This is a genomic window from Enterococcus sp. DIV2371 (assembly GCF_050498525.1).
Taxonomy (GTDB): Bacteria; Bacillota; Bacilli; order Lactobacillales; family Enterococcaceae; genus Enterococcus_B; species Enterococcus_B mangumiae.
On the sequence record NZ_JBIPAJ010000001.1, the window covers coordinates 1195056 to 1216319 of the forward strand.

General features: G+C 38.3%; 21 protein-coding genes. 18 read left to right on the top strand and 3 right to left on the bottom strand.

Annotated features, from left to right (window positions below):
- Positions 1 to 17: 17 nt before the first annotated feature.
- Positions 18 to 1541, top strand: a complete 1524-nt coding sequence (locus tag IGL24_RS05605) for a YfcC family protein (RefSeq protein ID WP_206859341.1) — start codon at positions 18 to 20, stop codon at positions 1539 to 1541.
- 375 nt (positions 1542 to 1916) lie between these two features.
- Positions 1917 to 3257: a M20 family metallopeptidase gene (locus tag IGL24_RS05610; RefSeq protein WP_207700424.1), complete on the top strand. Its 1341-nt coding sequence runs from the start codon at positions 1917 to 1919 to the stop codon at positions 3255 to 3257.
- A gap of 160 nt (positions 3258 to 3417) precedes the next feature.
- On the opposite strand, the gene IGL24_RS05615 is transcribed toward IGL24_RS05610, so the two are convergent.
- Positions 3418 to 4713, bottom strand: a complete 1296-nt coding sequence (locus IGL24_RS05615) for an ISL3 family transposase (RefSeq protein ID WP_207115953.1) — start codon at positions 4711 to 4713, stop codon at positions 3418 to 3420.
- Positions 4714 to 5005: 292 nt separating this feature from the next.
- Between IGL24_RS05615 and IGL24_RS05620 the strand changes: the two genes are divergently transcribed.
- The 3 genes from IGL24_RS05620 to IGL24_RS05630 all read left to right on the top strand — a co-directional run bounded on the left by IGL24_RS05620 (position 5006) and on the right by IGL24_RS05630 (position 6659).
- Positions 5006 to 5242, top strand: coding sequence for an AbrB/MazE/SpoVT family DNA-binding domain-containing protein (locus IGL24_RS05620; RefSeq protein ID WP_104775664.1), 237 nt, complete (start codon positions 5006 to 5008; stop codon positions 5240 to 5242).
- Entirely contained in the window at positions 5239 to 5646 is a 408-nt protein-coding gene (locus tag IGL24_RS05625) for a type II toxin-antitoxin system death-on-curing family toxin (protein WP_207700371.1), read from the top strand. The genes IGL24_RS05620 and IGL24_RS05625 overlap by 4 nt, the downstream gene beginning before the upstream one ends.
- Before the next feature lie 281 nt (positions 5647 to 5927).
- Positions 5928 to 6659 (top strand): alpha/beta hydrolase, encoded by a 732-nt coding sequence (locus IGL24_RS05630; protein ID WP_207115931.1) that lies wholly within the window; start codon positions 5928 to 5930, stop codon positions 6657 to 6659.
- Positions 6660 to 6858: 199 nt separating this feature from the next.
- Here the strand turns inward: IGL24_RS05630 and IGL24_RS05635 are convergent, their stop codons facing one another.
- Positions 6859 to 7080, bottom strand: coding sequence for a ferredoxin (locus IGL24_RS05635; protein WP_207115930.1), 222 nt, complete (start codon positions 7078 to 7080; stop codon positions 6859 to 6861).
- Between the two features lie 29 nt (positions 7081 to 7109).
- Between IGL24_RS05635 and IGL24_RS05640 the strand changes: the two genes are divergently transcribed.
- From IGL24_RS05640 to IGL24_RS05685, 10 genes are all read left to right on the top strand, one after another.
- Positions 7110 to 8129, top strand: coding sequence for a helix-turn-helix domain-containing protein (locus IGL24_RS05640; RefSeq protein ID WP_206859334.1), 1020 nt, complete (start codon positions 7110 to 7112; stop codon positions 8127 to 8129).
- Positions 8116 to 9507: a RecQ family ATP-dependent DNA helicase gene (locus IGL24_RS05645; RefSeq protein WP_429968409.1), complete on the top strand. Its 1392-nt coding sequence runs from the start codon at positions 8116 to 8118 to the stop codon at positions 9505 to 9507. Before IGL24_RS05640 ends, IGL24_RS05645 begins: the two co-directional genes overlap by 14 nt.
- 84 nt (positions 9508 to 9591) lie before the next feature.
- On the top strand, positions 9592 to 10227 hold the full coding sequence (locus tag IGL24_RS05650) for an SAG1386/EF1546 family surface-associated protein (protein ID WP_206859330.1): 636 nt from the start codon (positions 9592 to 9594) through the stop codon (positions 10225 to 10227).
- A gap of 124 nt (positions 10228 to 10351) precedes the next feature.
- The gene (gene cmk, locus IGL24_RS05655; RefSeq protein WP_206859325.1) at positions 10352 to 11032 is read left to right on the top strand and encodes a (d)CMP kinase; all 681 of its coding nucleotides are present in this window, start codon (positions 10352 to 10354) and stop codon (positions 11030 to 11032) included.
- A 135-nt stretch (positions 11033 to 11167) separates the two neighbouring features.
- A complete protein-coding gene (rpsA, locus tag IGL24_RS05660; RefSeq protein WP_206859322.1) occupies positions 11168 to 12400 on the top strand; it encodes a 30S ribosomal protein S1 in 1233 nt (410 codons plus the stop codon).
- 213 nt (positions 12401 to 12613) lie between these two features.
- Complete coding sequence (gene der / locus IGL24_RS05665; RefSeq protein WP_206859321.1) at positions 12614 to 13924, top strand: ribosome biogenesis GTPase Der; 1311 nt, start codon at positions 12614 to 12616, stop codon at positions 13922 to 13924.
- A gap of 244 nt (positions 13925 to 14168) precedes the next feature.
- Positions 14169 to 14444 carry an HU family DNA-binding protein gene (locus tag IGL24_RS05670; protein ID WP_002290178.1) on the top strand — a complete coding sequence of 92 codons (276 nt, stop codon included), beginning with the start codon at positions 14169 to 14171 and terminating at the stop codon, positions 14442 to 14444.
- Between the two features lie 223 nt (positions 14445 to 14667).
- Complete coding sequence (locus IGL24_RS05675; protein ID WP_207700369.1) at positions 14668 to 15714, top strand: hypothetical protein; 1047 nt, start codon at positions 14668 to 14670, stop codon at positions 15712 to 15714.
- The gene (locus IGL24_RS05680) at positions 15715 to 16974 is read left to right on the top strand and encodes a tetratricopeptide repeat protein (RefSeq protein WP_207700368.1); all 1260 of its coding nucleotides are present in this window, start codon (positions 15715 to 15717) and stop codon (positions 16972 to 16974) included. It abuts the gene before it with no gap.
- Between the two features lie 5 nt (positions 16975 to 16979).
- Positions 16980 to 17540, top strand: coding sequence for a YpiB family protein (locus IGL24_RS05685; protein ID WP_206859315.1), 561 nt, complete (start codon positions 16980 to 16982; stop codon positions 17538 to 17540).
- Positions 17541 to 17725: 185 nt separating this feature from the next.
- On the opposite strand, the gene IGL24_RS05690 is transcribed toward IGL24_RS05685, so the two are convergent.
- Positions 17726 to 18661 carry an alpha/beta fold hydrolase gene (locus tag IGL24_RS05690; protein ID WP_207700367.1) on the bottom strand — a complete coding sequence of 312 codons (936 nt, stop codon included), beginning with the start codon at positions 18659 to 18661 and terminating at the stop codon, positions 17726 to 17728.
- 843 nt (positions 18662 to 19504) lie between these two features.
- Here IGL24_RS05690 and IGL24_RS05695 point away from each other — a divergent pair.
- The 3 genes from IGL24_RS05695 (at position 19505) to IGL24_RS05705 (ending at position 21246) form a co-directional block, all read left to right on the top strand.
- Complete coding sequence (locus IGL24_RS05695; protein WP_207700366.1) at positions 19505 to 20011, top strand: GNAT family N-acetyltransferase; 507 nt, start codon at positions 19505 to 19507, stop codon at positions 20009 to 20011.
- A gap of 82 nt (positions 20012 to 20093) precedes the next feature.
- A complete protein-coding gene (locus IGL24_RS05700) occupies positions 20094 to 20492 on the top strand; it encodes a GNAT family N-acetyltransferase (protein WP_207700365.1) in 399 nt (132 codons plus the stop codon).
- Positions 20485 to 21246, top strand: a complete 762-nt coding sequence (locus IGL24_RS05705; protein WP_207700364.1) for a class I SAM-dependent DNA methyltransferase — start codon at positions 20485 to 20487, stop codon at positions 21244 to 21246. Before IGL24_RS05700 ends, IGL24_RS05705 begins: the two co-directional genes overlap by 8 nt.
- The last annotated feature ends 18 nt before the right edge of the window (positions 21247 to 21264 follow it).

Consider the following 21264-nt stretch of genomic DNA (forward strand, 5'->3'; position numbering starts at 1 on the left):
GAGAAAGGAAGAAGAAAATGGAACAAACAACGAAGAAGAAATTTCAAATGCCTTCAGCGTACTCGGTCTTATTCATTATTATCGCCATCATCGCTGTGCTAACATGGTTCATCCCAGCTGGACATTACAGTGTGGATGAAGCAGGAAGAATTATCGCGGGATCTTATGAAAGAGTCCCACAAAATCCACAAGGACTTTGGGATATCTTTATGGCTCCGGTCAACGGAATGTTAGGTGTGCCAGCTGGTGAATTAACAAAAGAAACCCCTGCGGCAATTCCAATTTCATTCTTTATCTTGATTGTCGGTGGCTTCCTAGGAATCATCAATAAAACCGGCGCTTTAGATGCTGGGATCGCAAGTGTTGTCAAACGCTTCAAAGGAAAAGAAAAAATGTTGATCCCTGTTTTGATGCTATTATTCGCTTTAGGTGGATCAACTTATGGAATGGCAGAAGAAACAATTCCATTTTATGCATTATTGATCCCTGTAATGATGGCAGTTGGTTTTGATACTGTTACAGCGGTCGCTATCGTATTAGTTGGTTCTCAAGTCGGCTGTTTGGCATCGACAGTTAACCCATTTGCAACTGGGGTAGCTTCACAAGCAGTTGGTATTTCAATGGGTGAAGGAATCGGTTTACGTTTCTTCATGTTTGTTGTCTTACTAGCAATCTCGATTATTTACGTTTACCGTTATGCTTCGAAAATAGAAAAAGATCCAACCAAATCTTTAGTCTACGACCAACGTAAAGAAGACATGAAACATTTTGATATTGAAGCAATCAACCGTCAAGAAATGATCACGAAGAAACAAAAACATGTAAATGTTTTGTTCTTCCTTACTTTTGGTATCATGATCATTAGTTTGATTCCATGGACAACATTGAACGAAAACTTCACGATTTTTGAATCATTGACAAACTGGATCACTGGTCTGCCAGTAGTTGGTACTGTATTAGGTAAAAACATGTTGCCTTTAGGTGACTGGTACTTCCCTGAAATCACTATGTTATTCTTAGTGATGTCAATCGTTGTAGCGATCACTTACGGTATGAAAGAATCTGATTTTGTTAAAGAATTTTTAGCAGGAGCTTCAGACTTGATCGGTGTAGCGATCGTTGTAGCTGTTGCTCGTGGTATCCAAGTAGTAATGAATAACGGGTTGATCACTGATACGATCCTACATTGGGGAGAACAAGGATTAAGCTCATTGTCATCAAGCGTCTTCTTGATCCTGACATTTATCTTCTACATCCCTATGTCATTCTTGATCCCATCAACTTCAGGCTTAGCAGCTGCGACAATGGGTATCATGGGACCAATGGGAGAATTTGCTGGTGTTGGTAAAGATCTAGTTATCACTGCATATCAATCAGCATCTGGTTTAGTTAACTTGATTACGCCAACTTCTGCTATCGTAATGGGTGCGATCGCGATCGCTCGCTTTGATATCTCAATCTGGTGGAAATTCACTGGAAAACTGATTGCGATTTTATTCGTTGCAATCTGTGTGATCTTGGGCGTAGCAGCAATGTTCTAATCCTAGACAAATAGCAAAGAAAGTTCTATGATAAATAATGAACAATAGTTATGGTTGGATAAAATGATACGAACACTTTATTCGACCTACACGATGTATCACTTATAGGTAAGCGATTGTCGATAGAAATAAGGCCTTTGAAAAAACGAGTGATCCTGTTGATGAAATGGTGACAGAAACGCTCAGCTCTAAGAAATAAGCGACAAAACCCGAAACTAGATTTTTGGGTTTTTGTCGCTTATTTCCGAAGGAGTGAGCTTTTACACATCTAGGTTTTTGGATAACTGATGTCACAATGATTCAAACAAGAGAGTATCGGAACAAAGCAGTATTTTCTAGCGTCATCTTTTTTAAAATAATGAGGAGGCAAAGTTGATGAAACAATTTGTAACAGAACAACATCATGAACAAGCATTAGAATCATTAAGTGAATTGATCAGAATTCCATCTGTATTAGATGAGTCTGATTCTGGAGAAGGACATCCTTTTGGGAAAAAAGTAGTCGAAGCATTAGATAAAGTGTTGGAAATCAGTGAAGGCTTAGGTTTCAAAACATTTAAAGACCCTGAAGGCTACTATGGTTATGCTGAAGTAGGTTCAGGTGATGAATTATTTGGGATCTTATGCCATATGGACGTAGTTCCTGCGGGCGATGAAAAAAACTGGGAATCTAAACCTTTTGATCCAACAATCAAAGAGGGTTGGTTAGTCGGCCGTGGCTCACAAGATGATAAAGGCCCGTCAATTGCTGCAATGTACGCGGTAAAAGCTTTGATGGATGCTGGAGTAGAATTTAATACACGCATTCGGTTTATCTTCGGAACGGATGAAGAAAATCTTTGGCGTTGTTTAGATAAATACAATGAAAAAGAAGAAGGCATCACTCAAGGTTTTGCACCAGACGCAGAATTTCCACTGATCTATGCAGAAAAAGGTTTACTGCAAGCTTACTTGACAGGTCCTGGCACAAACGAATTCAGTGTCAATGTAGGTGGCGCCCTAAACGTAGTGCCTGATTCAGCACCATATTCAGGTGAAAAATTAGCAGAAGTAAAAGAAGCATTGACGAAACATAACTTCGATTTTGAAGATCATGGTGACTCGATAACTGTTTTAGGAAAAAGTATCCACGCAAAAGATGCAGCTGAAGGTGTCAATGCGATTTCTCGTTTAGCGATTGCTTTAAGTGAAGTCTTTGATTTTGCTCCAATCGCGTTTTTAGGCGAAGTAGTTCAAGAAAATGCGACCGGTGAAAATGTGGTTGGCAAGACTGTCGACGAACAATCCGGTGAATTGACAATGAACTTTGCCAGCTTGGAAATCACACCTGAACAAACAAAAATCGGTGTGGACATGCGTATTCCTGTTACTTTCAAGAAAGATGATCTTGTTGAAAAAATGACAGAAAAAATCAAAGCATACGATTTATCTTATGAAGAATTTGACTTCCTAGATTCATTATATGTTCCTTTAGATAGCGAATTGATCCAAAACTTATTAGGAACATACCGCGAAATCACAGGAGATATGACGGAACCATTTGTTTCTGGTGGAGCAACATTTGCACGTACGATGAACCAATGTGTCGCTTTCGGAGCCATGTTCCCTGATACACCAGACTTCATGCACCAAGCGAATGAACGCTGGGAATTGAGCAGCATGTACAAAGCGATGGAAATCTACGCAGAAGCGGTTTATCGCTTGTGTGGGAAGTAAGCCATTCATTAGTTGAGAAACTAAGAATAGTCATAAAAAGCAGCCACCACTATTTTGAGGGAATTTATCAAAATAGGGCTCTTTGTCAATAAGGACTGATGAGTGCAATCAAGTGAAATCCGGAAGAAGAAGTGAACACTTCTTCTCCGGATTTTCTTCGTTATTTGACGTGAATGACTTGATTCGTCAAAAAGATTCGGATGCGCATGTTCTCAAATGATTTAAAGCCATAAGACACTCGTTTGAGTGTTTTGATGTGGGTGTTTTTTGCTTCAATTTTCCCATTAGAGTAAGGATAAATCAAAGAATGACGAATCCCTTCTTCATAGCTCAGAAGATTTTGTAGTTTTAGCCGAAATTCTTTATCTAATGTTTCTGGTAACTGATGCAAGAGAGTGAAAAATGACTCGTGGTCTTTGTCACGAAAGGCATCCGCTAGTTCATGGAACGCTTGATAGGCGACTTTCAAGGCAGTTGAAGCACTTAATAAACGGTCAAGCACCATGGCTTCTGTCAGGTAAGGATACTTTGGGGCACGAAAGCTACGCCAAGTTTTATATTCTGTGTGGTTGATATTCTTCCGATTTTTGGTGAGTAAGCGCCAATGGCTTTTTAATTTCCTTGGCATTGTCCGATTGCCCGAAGCAATCAGGCGTTTCATTTCACGGACACGAAAATCTTGGAACGCTTGATTCATGTGTTTGACCACATGAAAACGATCAATGACCAGTTTGGCATGAGGAAATACTTTTTTTGTTAGTTGAAAATACGCCGCATTCATATCAGTAACTAAATAGTCGACGTCAGATGGATTCACACATGTCTGGAAATAAGTGGTCAACCGAGACAATTTTCGAGTGGGTAAGATATCAACTAATTGCCCGGTTTCCCCATCGGCACAAATAAAACTCATCTTATCTTCTGAGGATACATGGGAACGAAATTCATCGACCATCAATACTTTGGGCAGGTGGCGCTTGGCTTGTTTTGGTAAATAGGTTTTTAACGACTTCAAAATACGCGTCACCGTTGGAATAGACACCTGGCAATGCTTTGCGATAAAAGATAAGGAGACCTTTTCGGTGAGTAAAGCAATGATTTTCATTTTTACATGCTCGGCAATCGAATGATTTGGCCGAACAAAATAGCTTTGGGCTGTCCAATGGGTATGGCAGTTTCTACAGTGATAACGTTGTTTCTTCAGCCGCATGATTAGCGGTAAATGGTTGAATTGATCGAAACGAATGCAGGTCATTTTCTTGCCATTTTTGACAATGACCGTTTTCCCCTTCGAATCTCTCACGGCAGAGCCACAAGTCAAACAAGCAGAAGTAGGAGGAGCTAACACTGCGTCAATAACTAAAGTATTGGTTTGATGGAACGTTTCGTAAGAAACATCTTGGATGGTTAAATATTTATCTGTTAATCGGAGCATTTTTTTGATAGAATTTTCCATAGAGCATATCGTCCTCTCAGTTGTTTATTTTGTGGTGATTTAATCATACTAGAGAACGATATGTTTTTTAATACCCAAAAAGAAAAAGTGGACTGACGAATCAGAATTGATTCATCAGTCCACTTTATTATAGAGCCCAAAATAGTGGTGGCTTTCTTTAAGAACTAAATATCCATAATTAAGTAACAAGAATAATAGCTATTTCTCATACTTAGAAATTTGTTGGAATGTAGATACTATGATAATATGTATCTACATATTAAATGTATTATAAACAGAAAGGAAAAAGTTAATGGACAAAATTCGTAAATATAAAATCAGAAAATCTGGAAATAGTGATGTAACAACAATACCAAATGAAGTAAAAGAGTATATTGGAGTTAAAACTGGAGAGTCTATTAGTTATATATTTGATACAGATGGAGCAGTAAGGATAGTAAAAGCACAAGAGGAAATTGATATTGATACTATTGTTGACTCTGTGATGAATCAATATGATCAAGCATTGAAAGATTTGGTCGACCTATGATATATTTGACTTCAAATCATATCATAAAGATAAATGCTAAAGTAATTTTAGCATATTCTCAAGGTGAGACAATCGGTATAAAAGATGCTACTGCACTAGATATGGCAATAAATCAACCTGCACAGTCAGTTTTTGGTAAAGATTTGTATCCTACGATATTTGATAAAGCATCTATACTTACAATTAATTTAGCTACAAAGCATCCTTTTCATAATGGAAATAAACGTACAGCATTTGTATCGATGATTACTTTTTTTCAAGCAAATGGATATACAACAAATTTTAGCCAGCAAGAGGCAGTTAAATTCATTTTAGATATTACTACTAGTAAAAAAGAATTTGATGAATTAAAACGAACTGTTTCGACTTACCTAATTCAGTCAGGGAAAGTTACTTCAAAGTAGTCCCCACATCGAATTTCTAGTTGATTGATCATTTTCTAGAGTAAATGAGATGCGGTCATGTACAACAGTGAATACATAAATTGAATCTGATATAACAATGTAGGAAAGCCACCACTATTTTGAGGAACTTTATCAAAATAGTGGTGGCTTTCATTTTGCATTGTTGCTCCTAACGATTCGATCCAATAATAACAACTTGCATAAAATCATTTGCATTTTTTTCGTATTTTATTTAGTGTATAGAAGTACCAAATGAAAGATGATGGATGGAAGGTGATTTTTTGAAAATATTCAAACGAGTCCTGCTGGGATTAGTGATCGTGCTTGGATTAGGTGCTGTAGGAGGGTATTTTTATTGGCAGCAAAGTGTCTACGAACCAACTGCTCAAGCAGAGCAATCGTTCAAGCAAGGAGTAGATAAAGAGGATTATTTATTATTCGAATCACAAAAAACGGAGGAACGGCCAGTCGTGATTTTTTATCCTGGAGCGCTCGTTGAACCAGAAAGTTATAGTATATGGGCAGAGCAATTGGCAGAAAATGGCTACACCGTAGCAATTGCTAAAATGCCTTTTGAATTAGCCATTCTAAGTGGAAATAAAGCGGACAAAATCAGAGAGGATTTCAAAGATCGAGATTTTGTGATTGGCGGACATTCGTTAGGTGGCGTAATGGCGAGTCGTTATGCGAATGCAAACTTGGATGATGAGCAACTAAAAGGTGTTTATTTCATGGCAAGTTATCCAGATGAAAAGGGAACGTTGGCCGAAACAGATTTTCCAGTCATCAGTATTACTGGAAGTGAAGATGAAGTAATGAACCGAGAAGCCGCTGAAGAAGCAAAAGCTTACTTGCCTGAACAAACAGAATTTGTTTCGATTGCCGGCGGAAACCATGGTGGTTTTGGTAGTTATGGTCATCAAAAAGGTGATGGCGAAGCAACGATCAGCAATCAAGACCAACAGACAGCAATTGTGACGACCATGATGAATTGGTTGAACCACATTAAGTGAGAACGATCATGTAAAGTAAATGGATCGAACAAAAGCAGTTACTGCAAAAACAAGACGGTATCCCTAAAAATGGAAAAATAATTTTTAGGGATACCGCCTCATTGATCGAGGTTCTATTCTTTTGTCGCCAATTCGGTTATAAGAAAGGGTCACTGATTTGTCACACCCGCTCATTTAGGAGTTAGTTGAACGAAAAGTATCAATGTTCTTTTTCGAGTAAGATTGCTCGAACCGGACATTTTTGATAAGCTTTGGTTACATTGACTTCTTCTAAAGGCTGAACGAATTGTTGATGTGCTTCTGGCTCTTGTGCAAATAAGACGATTCCTTCTTCGTCATAATCGAAGATATCAGGCGCCTCGATTTGACATAGACCACATGCGATACAACGCTCAGGAACTAATTTACATAATAATGACATATTCACCATCCTAACGTAAGGGGATTACTATGACTGAGTTTATTTTATCTTTATTTTCTTCGAGTGACAAGTTACGCGCAAGCTCACTCTATCAATTATTGACTGGTAAGCGTACATCATCAGTATTGCTTTTTGGTTTTTTCAATGGTTTATTGTTTGCACATGGCTGTTTTCCTTCACTCAAACAAACGGTATTTGATGCGCAAATCCAACAAATGATCGATGAAAGACTTTTGTCACGGGAGGGCAATGAATTACAACTGACAGAAAAAGGCAGACTGCGAGGAAGCAGTAAATCATTGACTGGATTACATTATGATAAGTATGGCCGCACCGCTCAGACGAGCTGGCGTTTACTGAAATTTGCTGTACAAGTAGTATCACATTTATCAGCGAATGAAACCACTTATCTACCAGCTGAGACTGGCCCCTTTTATTCCTATCAAGTCAAGAAATGGCTGAAAGAAACAAAATGTTCCAGAACGGAGTTGATCACTCGATTGCCAAGTGAGCTTTCAACTGTTTTTTCACAGATGACCGAGAAACAAGCAAATTTCTTAGCGAATCAATTTTCTGGCAAAAAGCAAACAGGTTTGCTTGCCTACCAATTGACCACATTGGAAGATGCGGTGGAACAGCAAATTTACCAAGATCAGTGTATTCATGGATTACTAGTAATCATCGAACAGCACAAAGATTTCCTGTTATACGATTTGCTTTCAACCTTGCTTTCCCAAAACTATAATCAAAGCATGCTGACAACAAGAGCATTGATTTTAGCGGGTGATCCAGTCGAAGAAGTGATGACGAAACGAGCTTTGAAGAAAGGGACGATCAACGATCACTTGATCGAATGGGCGATCTTTTTTGACGATTTTCCTTTTGAGCGTCTAATTCATTCAGAGACAAGGAAAGCTTTAGCTTCTTTAGATCGCCCCCTTCTCACACTCAAATATAAAGACCTTGATGTTCAAACGGTCGATTATGGAGAGTTTCGTTTAGCACAAATCGAGAGATTCAAAGGAGGAAGTAAATATGGAGTTAGTTGATCCACTAAAACAATACTTTGGTTTTTCCTCTTTTCGTCCAGGACAAGAAGAAATTATTTCGCCTCTTTTGAATCAAAAAGATGTATTAGCGATCCTACCAACTGGAAACGGCAAAAGTCTATGTTATCAATTGACAGGATATTTACAAGAAGGATTGGTATTGATCGTTTCTCCTTTACTTTCTTTAATGGAAGACCAAGTCGGGCAACTGCAAAAGCGAGGAGAAAAAAGAGTAATTGCATATAACAGTTTACTTAGCAAAAGCGAAAAGAAATATGTCTTAGCCCATTTGTTCGAGTATAAATTTGTTTTTGTTAGTCCAGAGATGTTGAATCAATCTGAATTACTTTATGCATTGAAGCAACAAAAAATTGCTTTATATGTCATCGATGAAGCGCATTGTGTCTCACAGTGGGGGATCGATTTTCGTCCTGAATATCAATCGCTCGGACGAATCGGAAAAGAGTTAGGTTCGCCAACGACTTTAGCCTTGACCGCAACAGCGACTCTTCCGGTACAACAAGAGATTGAAAACATTCTCTTCCAAACAAAACCAGTCGTCGTCAAGCATTCAGTCAACCGAGAAAATATCGCTTTATTTGTCAGCCAAACAGAGGAGAAAGAGCAACAATTACGCCAGTTGATGGCACAAGCTGATGGCGCAATGATCATTTATTGTGCGACCAAAAAAGAAGTCGAACGTCTTTATCAATTGTTTCGTAAGGATTATGCAGTAGGCTACTATCATGGAGGCTTAGATGCTTCACAACGCCGGCAACTCCAACAACAATTCAGTAAAAATCAACTGCGATTTCTATTTGCGACGAATGCATTCGGCATGGGGATCGATAAAGCCGATATTCGATATGTAGTCCATTATGATCTGCCAGATAGTTTGGAAAACTACATGCAAGAGATTGGGCGAGCGGGTAGGGATCAACGTCCAAGTAGCGCTGTATTACTATACAAGCCAGGAGATGAAGGGATTCATTACTTTTTCCAACAACTATCCAAAGAACAACGCCAGATTTTTGAAGAACATCTGTTAGCCGGACAGTCAGATGCGACCCATTTCGATGAGATCCAACAAAAATGGCTTACTGTAGTCAATGAAATGCAAAGCCCTGATGTTTGGCTGCGAGAATTAAAAAAACAAGAGAAAGTCAAAATAAAACAGCTGCAAGAGATGCTTGCCTATATTCACGAAACGGGCTGTAGACGAGAACGACTATTGTCCTATTTCGGTGAAACACTCAAAGACAAACCTAAAAACTGTTGTGACCGAGACGGGGCGTTATTCATTCAAAGTGAGACGAGGCAAACTAGTCCAATTGCAGAAGCAGGAGACTGGCAAACAATTTTACTAAATTTATTTTAAAAAAATGTTGCGAAGTATTTTTTTCGTACAATCAAGTTTATCCTATGGTATAATAACTGGGAAAGAATTTAGGAGGTCAATAAGGTGAGTAGAAAAGATAGACATCAATCATCAGAAAATAACGAAACACAAGAACCATGGGAACAACCAATTTATGATACAGAGGATGAAGCATCTTCAAGAAGTACTCAAAGACAGCAAAAGAAAGGGAACACATTATTCTTATCGCTATTTTTGATTTTGCTTGTTTTATGTATTGCGATTCCAGCAGGAGCTTACTTCTGGATCAGAAATGGGTCGAATAACAGTGCGACAGAAGCTTCTTCTACTGAAACGACTTCATCGATCGTAGAAAGTTCAACTGTCGAATCAACGGTGGAATCAACAACAGTTTCAAGTGAACCAACATCAGAAACACAATCTGTAGCTGGAGAAACAACACCAACAAGTGCTGTGACACCAGAAACAACACCAACTTCAACAGTGCCAGAACCAGAACAAACGACACCAACTACTGTTGCACCAGAAGAAACAACACCAACTTCAACACCAGAAGCAGGTACTGGCGTTTCAGGTTCGACAACAGTCGTTCAAGCTGGTGAAGGTCCTAGACAAGTTGCTGAACGTGCCGGCATCACAGTCGATCAATTGTTCCAATTGAATGGAATCGATCCAAACAACTACATGCTATATCCAGGACAAGAACTAAGAGTCCAATAAGCGAAGCAAAAAGATAATACTGAAGAGTTGTTTTTCCTCAGAGTATCTTCATAAAATGTAATTAAATAAGGAGCAGTGGCTTTAGCCACAGCCCCTTTTTTTTGAGAAAAGGGAGTTATGAAAAATGACACGAATTAGTATTGCAATTGATGGACCTGCCTCTTCAGGCAAAAGTACGGTAGCAAAGATCATCGCCAATGAACTAAACTATATCTATACAGATACAGGAGCGATGTATCGTGCAGTTACCTATTTAGCCATCAAACATCAAGTCGCTTTCTCTGATGAAACAGGATTAGTCGATTTGATCAACCAATACCCTATTTCATTTGAACAACAGGCAGATGGTCAACATGTCCTTGTGGCTGGGCAAGATGTGACTTCAGCGATTCGACAACCAGATGTCACACGAGCGGTCTCTGAAGTTGCTGCACATTCAAATGTACGCAAAGCGTTAGTGAGTATCCAACAAAGGATCGGGGAAGATGGCGGCGTGGTCATGGACGGTCGTGATATTGGCACAGCTGTTTTACCAAAAGCAGAAGTGAAGATTTTCTTAGTAGCTAGTGTAACGGAACGAGCACAAAGACGACACAAGGAAAACCTTGAAAAAAACATTCCGACAGACTTAGAAGAGTTGACAAAAGAAATACAAGCACGCGATGAATACGATTCGACGCGAAAAGTGTCACCGCTGAAGCAAGCAGACGATGCAATACGGATCGATACAACAGGTAAATCGATCCCAGAAGTGGTCCAAGAAATCAAAGAAGTCATCAATCAAAAGGGATATTGTCGTGATTAATGGACAAAAACGTGGGAATACGACCATTTTGGAGGAAAACAAACGAAATCGCTTTATTTTTTTTTAATAATCAATTAAACTAAAAGCAGTACCGTAGTAGGTAACGGCAGAATGTTGGTTAGGAGGACAAGTGTTATGACAGAATTTGAACAAAATCAGACAGAAAACAACCAATCAATGGAAGATGCAATGAATAGCGTTCAAGAAGTGAACGTTGGTGATGTCGTCAAAGGAGAAGTTTTAGTCATTGAAGACAAACAAGCCATCGTTGGAATCGAAGGAACGGGTGTTGAAGGTGTAGTTCCTGCAAAAGAATTATCTACTTTACCAGTCGAAGATATCAACGAAGTGGTAAAGGTTGGCGATACGTTAGATCTAGTCGTGATCAGCACGATCGGAAAAGACAAAGAAAACGGAAGTTACCTTTTATCAAAACGACGTTTAGATGCGAAAAAAGTTTGGGAGGATATCGAAAAAGATTTCCAAGCTGGAAATATCATTGAAGCACCAGTGACAAATGTTGTCAAAGGTGGATTAGTGGTCGATGTCGGTGTTCGTGGATTTGTTCCAGCATCAATGGTAGAAGATCACTTCGTCGCTGATTTTTCTGAATACAAAGGAAAAACAATGACGTTCAAAATCGTTGAGATCGAACCATCAGAAAATCGCTTGATCCTTTCACACAAAGCAGTCGTTGAAACGGAAAAAGAAGCACAGAAAAAAGAATTACTATCAACGATCAAAGAAGACGATGTGATCGAAGGACGCGTTGCTCGTATCACAGATTTTGGTGCGTTTGTTGATTTAGGTGGGATCGATGGCTTAGTACACGTTTCTGAGATCTCTCACGGACATGTTGCTAAACCTGGTGACGTTTTAGCTGTAGGCGATGAAGTGAAAGTAAAAGTTCTTTCAATCAATCCTGAGCAAGGACGTATCTCATTATCGATCAAAGACACATTGCCTGGACCTTGGACAGATATCGAAACAAAAGCTCCAGTAGGCGCTGTACTTGATGGAAAAGTCAAACGACTAACAAGCTTTGGTGCGTTTGTTGAAGTGTTCCCAACAGTTGAAGGACTTGTCCACATTTCACAAATCTCTCATAAACATATCGCAACACCACATGAAGTACTTCATGAAGGTGACGATGTTCAAGTGAAAGTTTTAGAAGTCAATCCAGAAGAACATCGAATTGCTTTAAGTATCAAAGCATTAGAAGAAAAACCTACTTCTGAAAAAGAACCGAAAGAAGTTGAATCGTATGAGTTGCCTGAAGAAAATACAGGATTTACGATGGGCGATATCTTAGGTGAAGCATTAAAAGGGGAAGTAGAAGAAACAGCAACGGATGATTCTGAAAAATAAATGAATGATCGTTCCCGAAGCGCGAATTTTCAGCATCAAGGGAAGTTGTACATGTGCGAAACAAGTGGTCTGGGGATTACGCCCCAGACCATTTTCTTTTTGTAATAAACCACGATCCTGAAAAATACTTGAATGTTCACCGATCTAAGCTTGAAAGTTCGTGAAGTATTCGGTACACTAAGTGAGATTGGAAACATGTGAGGAGGAAAAAATATGGCAAATCCAACAATTGCAATCGTTGGTCGCCCAAACGTCGGTAAGTCGACGATTTTTAACCGTATCGCCGGAGAGCGTATTTCGATTGTCGAAGATACTCCAGGAGTTACTCGTGATCGTATTTATGCTAAAGGGGAATGGTTAGGTCGTGATTTCAGTATTATTGATACTGGTGGGATCGACTTAGGCGATGAACCATTTATGGATCAAATCAAACACCAAGCAGAAATCGCGATCGATGAAGCTGATGTGATCGTTTGTGTCGTTAGTGGACGCGAAGGAATCACCGATGCAGATGAAGTCGTAGCAAAAATTTTATACCGCAGCAACAAACCGGTGATCTTAGCCGTTAACAAAGTCGATAATCCTGAAATGAGAAATGACATCTATGAATTTTATGCACTAGGACTAGGAGACCCTTATCCAGTGTCAGGAAGTCATGGATTAGGTATCGGAGATATCTTAGATGAAGCGGTGAAATTCTTCGATGAAGAAGCCGAAGAAGAAGAGGACGATACCATCAAATTCAGTTTGATCGGCCGCCCAAATGTTGGGAAATCTTCCTTGATCAATGCGATCTTAGGTGAAGATCGCGTGATCGTTTCTGATATCGAAGGCACAACGCGTGATGCGATCGATACGCATTTCGTTTCTGAAGATGGACAAAAATTCATGATGATCGATACAGCCGGTATGCGTAAACGTGGGAAAGTCTATGAAACGACGGAGAAATATAGCGTGATGCGTGCCATGCGTGCGATTGACCGCTCAGACATCGTTTTAATGGTCTTGAACGCAGAAGAAGGCATTCGTGAACAAGACAAACGAGTAGCTGGCTACGCGCACGAAGCAGGCCGTGGTGTGATCATCGTGGTCAACAAGTGGGATCTAGTCAAAAAAGAAACCAACACGATGCGTGACTTTGAGCAAGAGATCCGAGAAGAATTTCGTTATTTAGATTATGCACCGATCATATTTGTTTCAGCTGTGACAAAACAACGATTAGAGCGTTTGCCTGAAATGATCGAAGAAGTCAGCATGAATCAAAACTTACGTGTTTCTTCCGCCGTCTTGAATGATGTGATCATGGACGCTGTGGCGATCAATCCAACACCAACGGATAAAGGAAAACGTTTGAAGATTTTCTATGCTACGCAAGTTGCAGTAAAACCACCAACCTTTGTTGTTTTCGTCAATGAAGAAGAATTGATGCATTTTTCATATGAGCGCTTTTTAGAAAATCAAATCAGAAAAGCATTTACATTTGAAGGAACTTCGATCCGAATCATCCCACGCCGAAGAAAATAGGCATTTTACCATAGTGGACCGTTTTTTTCAAAAAAAATAAGCATATTTTTGTATTACGTTTTTATGACTAAAAAAAGCGGTTAAATAATGCCAAAAACCTTGCTATTAAGCGATTCATATGATATCGTGATAACAGAATATTGAAACTTAATCAATATTTCTTTTAAACTTCTGGACCACTCAGAAAGTTTTTAACTAAATGATGTTCCTATCATATCTCTTGTTGGAGGAGGTGAATCTATCCATGGCAAATAAAGCAGAATTAATCGAAAAAGTTGCTTCAGCTACAGATTTAACTAAAAAAGACGCAACTGCAGCAGTAGACGCTGTATTTTCAACTATTCAAGATGCTTTAGCTAACGGCGAAAAAGTTCAATTAATCGGTTTTGGTAACTTTGAAGTACGCGAACGCGCGGCTCGTAAAGGACGTAACCCACAAACTGGTGAAGAAATCGAAATCCCAGCTAGCAAAGTACCTGCATTTAAACCAGGTAAAGCATTAAAAGATGCTGTTAAATAAGACAGTTGAAAAAAAGCGCTTGTGGCTAAGGCTACAGGCGCTTTATTGTTTATATAAAGGGATAAAAGTAGCAAAAAAGTAGCAGCTCAATATTCTGGCACACCTAATGAATGTATGTACATATAAAAAATAAACGGATTTTTACTAGAAGAATATCTAGATTTTCTTATTCTTTTTTTATTTTACTTACTAATGGTAGAATAAAAGAAAAGGGGAGGACAACATGGAGTTATCCTATCACTACCAAGAAGAACATACAACCATTTTTTATGGCGAGACATTCGTCAGCCAGTTGAAAAAAGAAGCGATCGATCAACCGATTTTATTTTTGACGAACCAACGTTACTATGATCTGTATGCTGAAAAAATGACCCAGTCGTTTCCCAACAAGTTAGCGATTGATTGGTATATTTGTGGCAATACGCAGTGTAATCAGTTATCTGAATTGCATAGTCTCTTATCATTTGCGCGACGGTACCCCGAAAATCAAGCACTTTTAGTGATTGGTTTTGGCAATGAAGGAATTATGGACTTGGCTGGCTTTTTTCAAAAACATACCTATCTTCAGTCCATACTTTGGCTGATTCCCGTTTCGATTCGTTCAATGGCGCGGGCATTGAATCCACAACGTGACATTTTACATGGCCCGAACCAATCGGCGCTTCAAACAACGAACCTTCCAGAACGGATCATTTATGATCGAACGATCAGCGAAAAACAAATTGAAGGAAAGCAAATCGACTTTTTGATTTTTATTTGTTGCGGGCTAGTTTGTGATCATCCATTTCTCCAAAATCTTTACAAAAATTATCCGAATCGCGAAAAATTATTCAATCGTCCCTTTGCTGGTATGCTAGAAGAAATCATCTATTTTTATCAAGAAGATGCTGAACAAATCTCAAATTATGGTAAACTATTTGAGCAAGCTTTTTATCTGACTGAAAATGGGCACTTACTTTCAGCGAGTATGAAAAAATTTCTAGGTATCTTGATGCAGCTTGTCTGGAATTCAGAAATCAAGACACTCTCGTTCCAACTGAAGAATTTTTTCATCTGGTTACAGCATCTAGGCTATCCTATCATGTGGCCTGAAGAAATACCTAAAATGGGCTATCTGGAAAATGTGCTGCTTTTAGCAGAAAAGAGCAAAAAAATTCTCGTTTTGGAAAAAATTGGTATAATAGATGGATATCAGTTGCCAAATGAGCAAGAACTATTGAAAACAATGGCATCCTATGAACGGATCGTCCAAGAGATTAGAGGGATTTAGATGATGACAAATAGTGAAAAAATGCTGCAAGCATTAGCAGACGAAAATTTGACACAAGCAAACGAATATTTGGCAAAGGCACTCCAAGAAGATCCAGCAGATGTCTTACATGAATTAGGTGAAGAATTATTAGCGATCGGTTTTTTAGAAGAAGCAAAAGCAATCTTTGAACACTTGCTAACTGTATCACCTGAAAATGATGAATGGAATATTCCGTTGGCTGAGATTGCCATCGAAGACAATGAGATCGATCAAGCATTTGACTATTTAGAAAAAATCCAGCAAGATAGTGAGTACTATCCACAAGCATTATTAGCAATCGCCGACTTGTATCAAGTAATCGGCATTCCTGAAGTAAGTGAAGCAAAATTAAAAGAAGCAGCCAAGTTATTACCAGAAGAACCATTGATCCAATTTGCCTTAGCTGAACTGTATTTTTCAGTTGATCGCTTCAATGAAGCTTCTGCACTTTACGAAATGTTGCTCGCAAATGGCATCGAGGAAATCTCTAACATTTCCATGCAAGAACGCTTAGGGCAATCATTGAGCATGCAAGGGAATTTTGAAGAAGCAATCCCACCGTTAGAAGCTGCGTTAGCCGAAGAACGGACAGATGATCGCTTGTTCCAATTAGCGTTCACGAATCTTCAATTGAATGAGAACGAAAAAGCAATCAACTATTTACAAGAATTACGTGAATTGAATCCACAGTATCAATCTTTGTATCTCTATCTAGGTCAGGCACTTCAAGAAGAAGAAATGATCGAAGAAGCACAACAAGTCTTAGAAGACGGGATCAAAGAAAATCCCTTCCAAGTGGAGCTTTACCACTTAGCTTCTGAAAATGCGTTTCGTTTACACGACACAGAAAAAGCAGAGCAATTATTGCTTGATGCTTTGAATGTTGGTGACAAGCAAGATGAGACATTGCTGACGTTGAGTAATCTTTACTTGGATCAAGAGCGTTATGAAGATGTTGTTCAAACCGTCAAGCAAATGGAAGAAGTAGCCAATCCATATGCAGAATGGAATCTCGCACATGCCTATAATGAACTCGAAGACTTTGCAGTAGCAGCAGTCCATTATGAACAAGCTGCAAATGAATTAGACCATGAACCAGATTTCTTAAAAGAATATGCCTTGTTCTTACGTGAAGAAGGCCAATTAGCGAAAACACGTGAATTACTGGCAAAATATTTAACTTATGAACCAGGTGATATGGAGGTATTGTCCCTATTAGATGATTTAACAGAGAGGTGATGAAAATGTTGATTGATGTCAAAGAAAAGAAGAATTTCTTAACTTGGATGGTTAACCATGTTTCTTTCAGTCGCAGAGAAGTATTTTGGATTTTGAACTATCTGGCAAATCATGAAGCAATCTTACACAATGTACGTTTTGTTGAAGGAGCAAACCTAACAAGACGTGGTTTACAGATCACCGATCTTTCTTATGAAGGAGAGCCGATGAAGTTATTTTTAGACGGAAAAGAGTTTACTGATACCGATCAGATTTTCCATGAGATCCGTCTGAACTGGAAAAACCCGCTCTACGTCGAATGTCTCTTTGAGAATGCGTGGCAAACGAAAGAATATTTAGCAATCATCGAAGATAATCCGTTAGCCTCGTGGGAAGATGCAATCAGCGAAGAATCAACAGAAATAGTCGAGCATTATTTCCAAGAAAAAGAGCAAGAAGCAAAGCTGAACATGCTCTATCAACAAATCGATCAAGCATTAGAAGAAGGCAACAAAGATGCGTTCTTAGAACTATCAGATGAAGTGAATCGAATGATCCTTCAATCTCCTCAGAAGAGTAAGAGTTGAGGGGGAGGAAAGGTCGAGTTACAGGAATGTATAGCTCTGACAAGTAAGTATCAACATAAAAAACTATAGAATCTATAAACCTAGCACACCTTGCATATACTTTGTAGAGGTGTGCTAGGTTTTATCATGTTTTTTAGATCATTTGAAGGCTTTCGGTTGCGAATTTCCTATAGAAGTATATATCATCAAATTTGTGTCAAAATATCTTTGATTGCTTCGCTAAATTCCTGCGGTTGATCGGTATCTACGAAATGACCGGCATTGCTGATCCAGTAAAGATCTTTGACAGGGGCGTTGATCGTATCAAAGTATTTTTTTGCGATAACGCTTGAAGTCCAATCATCTTTTTCGCCAAGAATATAAAATACAGGTACCTGATAAGTTGTCATATGTGTGATGTCATATTGGTACTCAACTTCTGCGATTAGTTTTGAATCATACTTTGCACCTTTAGGAAATTGAAGGAAATCTTTGAAACCTAAGATGGGGCTTTTTTTGAAAATCGCCATGTAGTCGTTGTAGTAATAGCCATACTTCAGTTGAAGTTCGGATAATACATTGACCCCTTTGGTAAATTCTTCTCTGTTGACAGAAGGAAATGATGAGTCCACAGTATTAAGTTTTTTGATATCTTTTTTACTACCATTTTTTAAAACATTACTTTTTAAAGTTGTATAAAAGTGCTGATCTTGTGCGTTTACATCAGCGACTACGCCATAAGCGATAAATGCCAGTACTTCCTCTGGATATTTTTCTAAGAAGCTTGCGCCTAACATGCTTCCAAAAGAGTGTCCGCATAAGATCACTCTGTCAGTTTTATATTTTCGTTTCAAGTGTCGAACGGTTTCTCGTAGGTCTTCGATCATCAATTTCCATGTGTGGTGCTTGAGTTTTGTTTTACTTTTGATTTGTGTCTTTCCAGAACCGCGCTGATCATAATAAACCACATGACAAAAATTAAGATAAGGCTCGAGATAATAGCTAATATAAGAATTTGGGGCACCAGGTCCACCATGTAGCATCAATAAAACATCTTTGCTTCCTTCTTTTGGATAGTGCAACATGTATTGTGAAAGTCCATTGATGTTTATGTACTCTGTTTGAAAGTTTTTGGTTGTCATTGCTTTTCCTCCGTATCGTCTGCATCCTTCTTTCTTTTGTGAAACGTTTTCAATACTCTGTACAAAAGTTGGTTTATTTGATTTCTAACAAAAAAATGTTGAGAAATCATACACTATAAATATCATGATAGCGGAATTAATTTCATCTGACAAATGATTTTAAAAAGTTAGCACTCAGATAAATCCGAGAAACTGGCAAAAAATTATTCAAGTACAGTACCTAGTTTCGAGGTCTTCCAAATAAAAAGACTTTAAAAAGGTTTTTTAAAATAAGTTAGAATGTTATGAATACTGACATAGTTGACTGTGTGAACGAATTCCAGGTTATATTCTTGGTACCTCGCACGTTAAAGATTTTTATGAGAGTTATCAATGTAGTTCATAAAGCTTTCTCTTCGGATAAAAAAATATGAATCAAATTGAAAGTACTATATGGTACGATCCTGTATAAGGAAGTGCTACTGATTAAAAAGTATAGTGATTTTACCTATTCAAACAGAGTAAATGGTGATGCTGATTGATTTTCACGAGAAGAGGAGATACTGCATAACGTAAAAAAAGTGTATGAATTGTTATTTCATGGTGGGAATGTCAGAGTATGTTCTAGAAAGTAACATACTCCACAATTTTTTGTTGATGTTATTTTAAAAAATATAATCGTGGTTTCTCATCTATTTCATTGACGTATGAAATAGATGAGTTCAATTTAGGCTAATTTTTATATAAAATTAATAAGATTAGCATGATAAAGTTTTAGTCTTTCTAGAATGAAATCCCTTTTCCATATTTATAGTGTTAAGTTAAATATAGTAGCATAAATTCTATCCAAGGAGATTTTTACACATGAAAAATCAAAATGTTCTGTTACAGCCCTTTACACCCTCAGATTTACCCCTATTTGAAAGCTGGTTGGAGCAACCGTTTATTTACAAATGGTTTTGTCCTTCTGGAGAAGCGGATAAACAAGATTGGTTAGATGAAATGGCTGATATTTCAGAAAGTGAACAGATCAATCAATTTGTGATTGTTTTGAATGATCAAAAAATCGGATTTGCGCAATGTATCGATATCTCTACAGTTCCAGATTATGTCGAGGAAGTTTATAGTGATCTAACTGGAACGCTCGTAGAAAATCAAGCTTATGAGTTGAGCTATCTCATCGGGGAAGAATCTTTGTTGGGACAAGGTTTAGGAAAAATGATGATCCAACACTTGGTGGAAGAAGTGAAAAAGAGGGGTGGTCGTCTAGTATTAGCTGACCCTGGAGAAGAGAATACTCCTTCCGTCCGAGTTTTGCTGAGCAATGGTTTTGTTAAATTCAAAGATGGCGATTATCGGAAGGATCTATAGAACGTGAGCAAATGCTCCTGTTTCTACCTTCTACTTTCACGTTTAAAACCAAAATCTACTTTTTCAATAGGAGAGAGAAAAAATGAAAATAAAAGAATATACCTCAGACTACCAAGATCAGCTATTTGAGCTATTCAAAACGGAAGGGGAGGAGTGGGGCTATTGGTTGCCAGAAAATCAAGCAAACTATGTGGAGGCTTTGGAGAAATCCGTCACGTATATCGTAGTAGAAAACGATCAAATTATTGGTTTTGTTAGAACACTCAATGATTTTGTGATTTGGATCGTTGATTTACTCGTTCATAAGGAGCATCGAGGGAGAGCTATTGGCAAACAATTGATGACCTACGTCTGTGAACAGTTTCCTAATAAAGAGGTCTATGTTTCGGGAGCGAATGATGCACTTCCTTATTATAAGAAATTAGGCTATGAACCAGAAGGTGTCGTTTATCAGGTCAAAGCGGAGGGAAATAATGGCTAATTCATATGGGAAACTATCCGCAGAGGTATATGAAATCGATAAAGATATTGATCGACCATACAGTGATGTTGATTATTATTATGAACGATTAAAAGATGTCCGAGGAAAAATCTTGGAGCCGGCAGCTGGAAATGGTCGGATTTTGATTCCATTGTTGGAAAAAGGTTTGGACATTGAAGGGTTTGATTTTTCAGAGTACATGTTGGCTTTATTAAAAGAAAACTGTCGCAAAAAAGGACTTGACCCTAAAATCTATCAATTAGATATGACTAATTTCTCACTGGATCAAATCTATGAAGCTGTGATTGTTCCTATTGGTTCTTTTTTGCTGTTGGATGAATTAGAGAAAGCCATGGCTGCATTAACGTGCTTCTACAAACATCTTGAAAATAATGGTAGGCTGATCTTGGATATTTTTCTACCGGAGAGCTTTGAAAAAGGTTTTGTTGGTGAAAGAATCTTTACGAATGCGCAAAATGATCTGATTACGTTAGAAGAAAAATTAGTAAAGGTTGATCCAATCAAACAAGTGATAACTTACCACAATCGTTATGAAAAGTATCAGGAAGACAAGATGACTGAATCAGAGCTTGAGATCTTTCCTTTGAAATGGTATGGGGTAGAAGAGTTTCGCTTGCTTTTGGAGAAAGTCGGTTTCAAAGATATTGTGGTTTCAGCAGACCATCACTTCCGAGAATATCCGCAAAATAATTCTCAGACAATCACGTTTGAAGCTACGAAAATCATAGAATAAGCTTCGCATGAATAACGA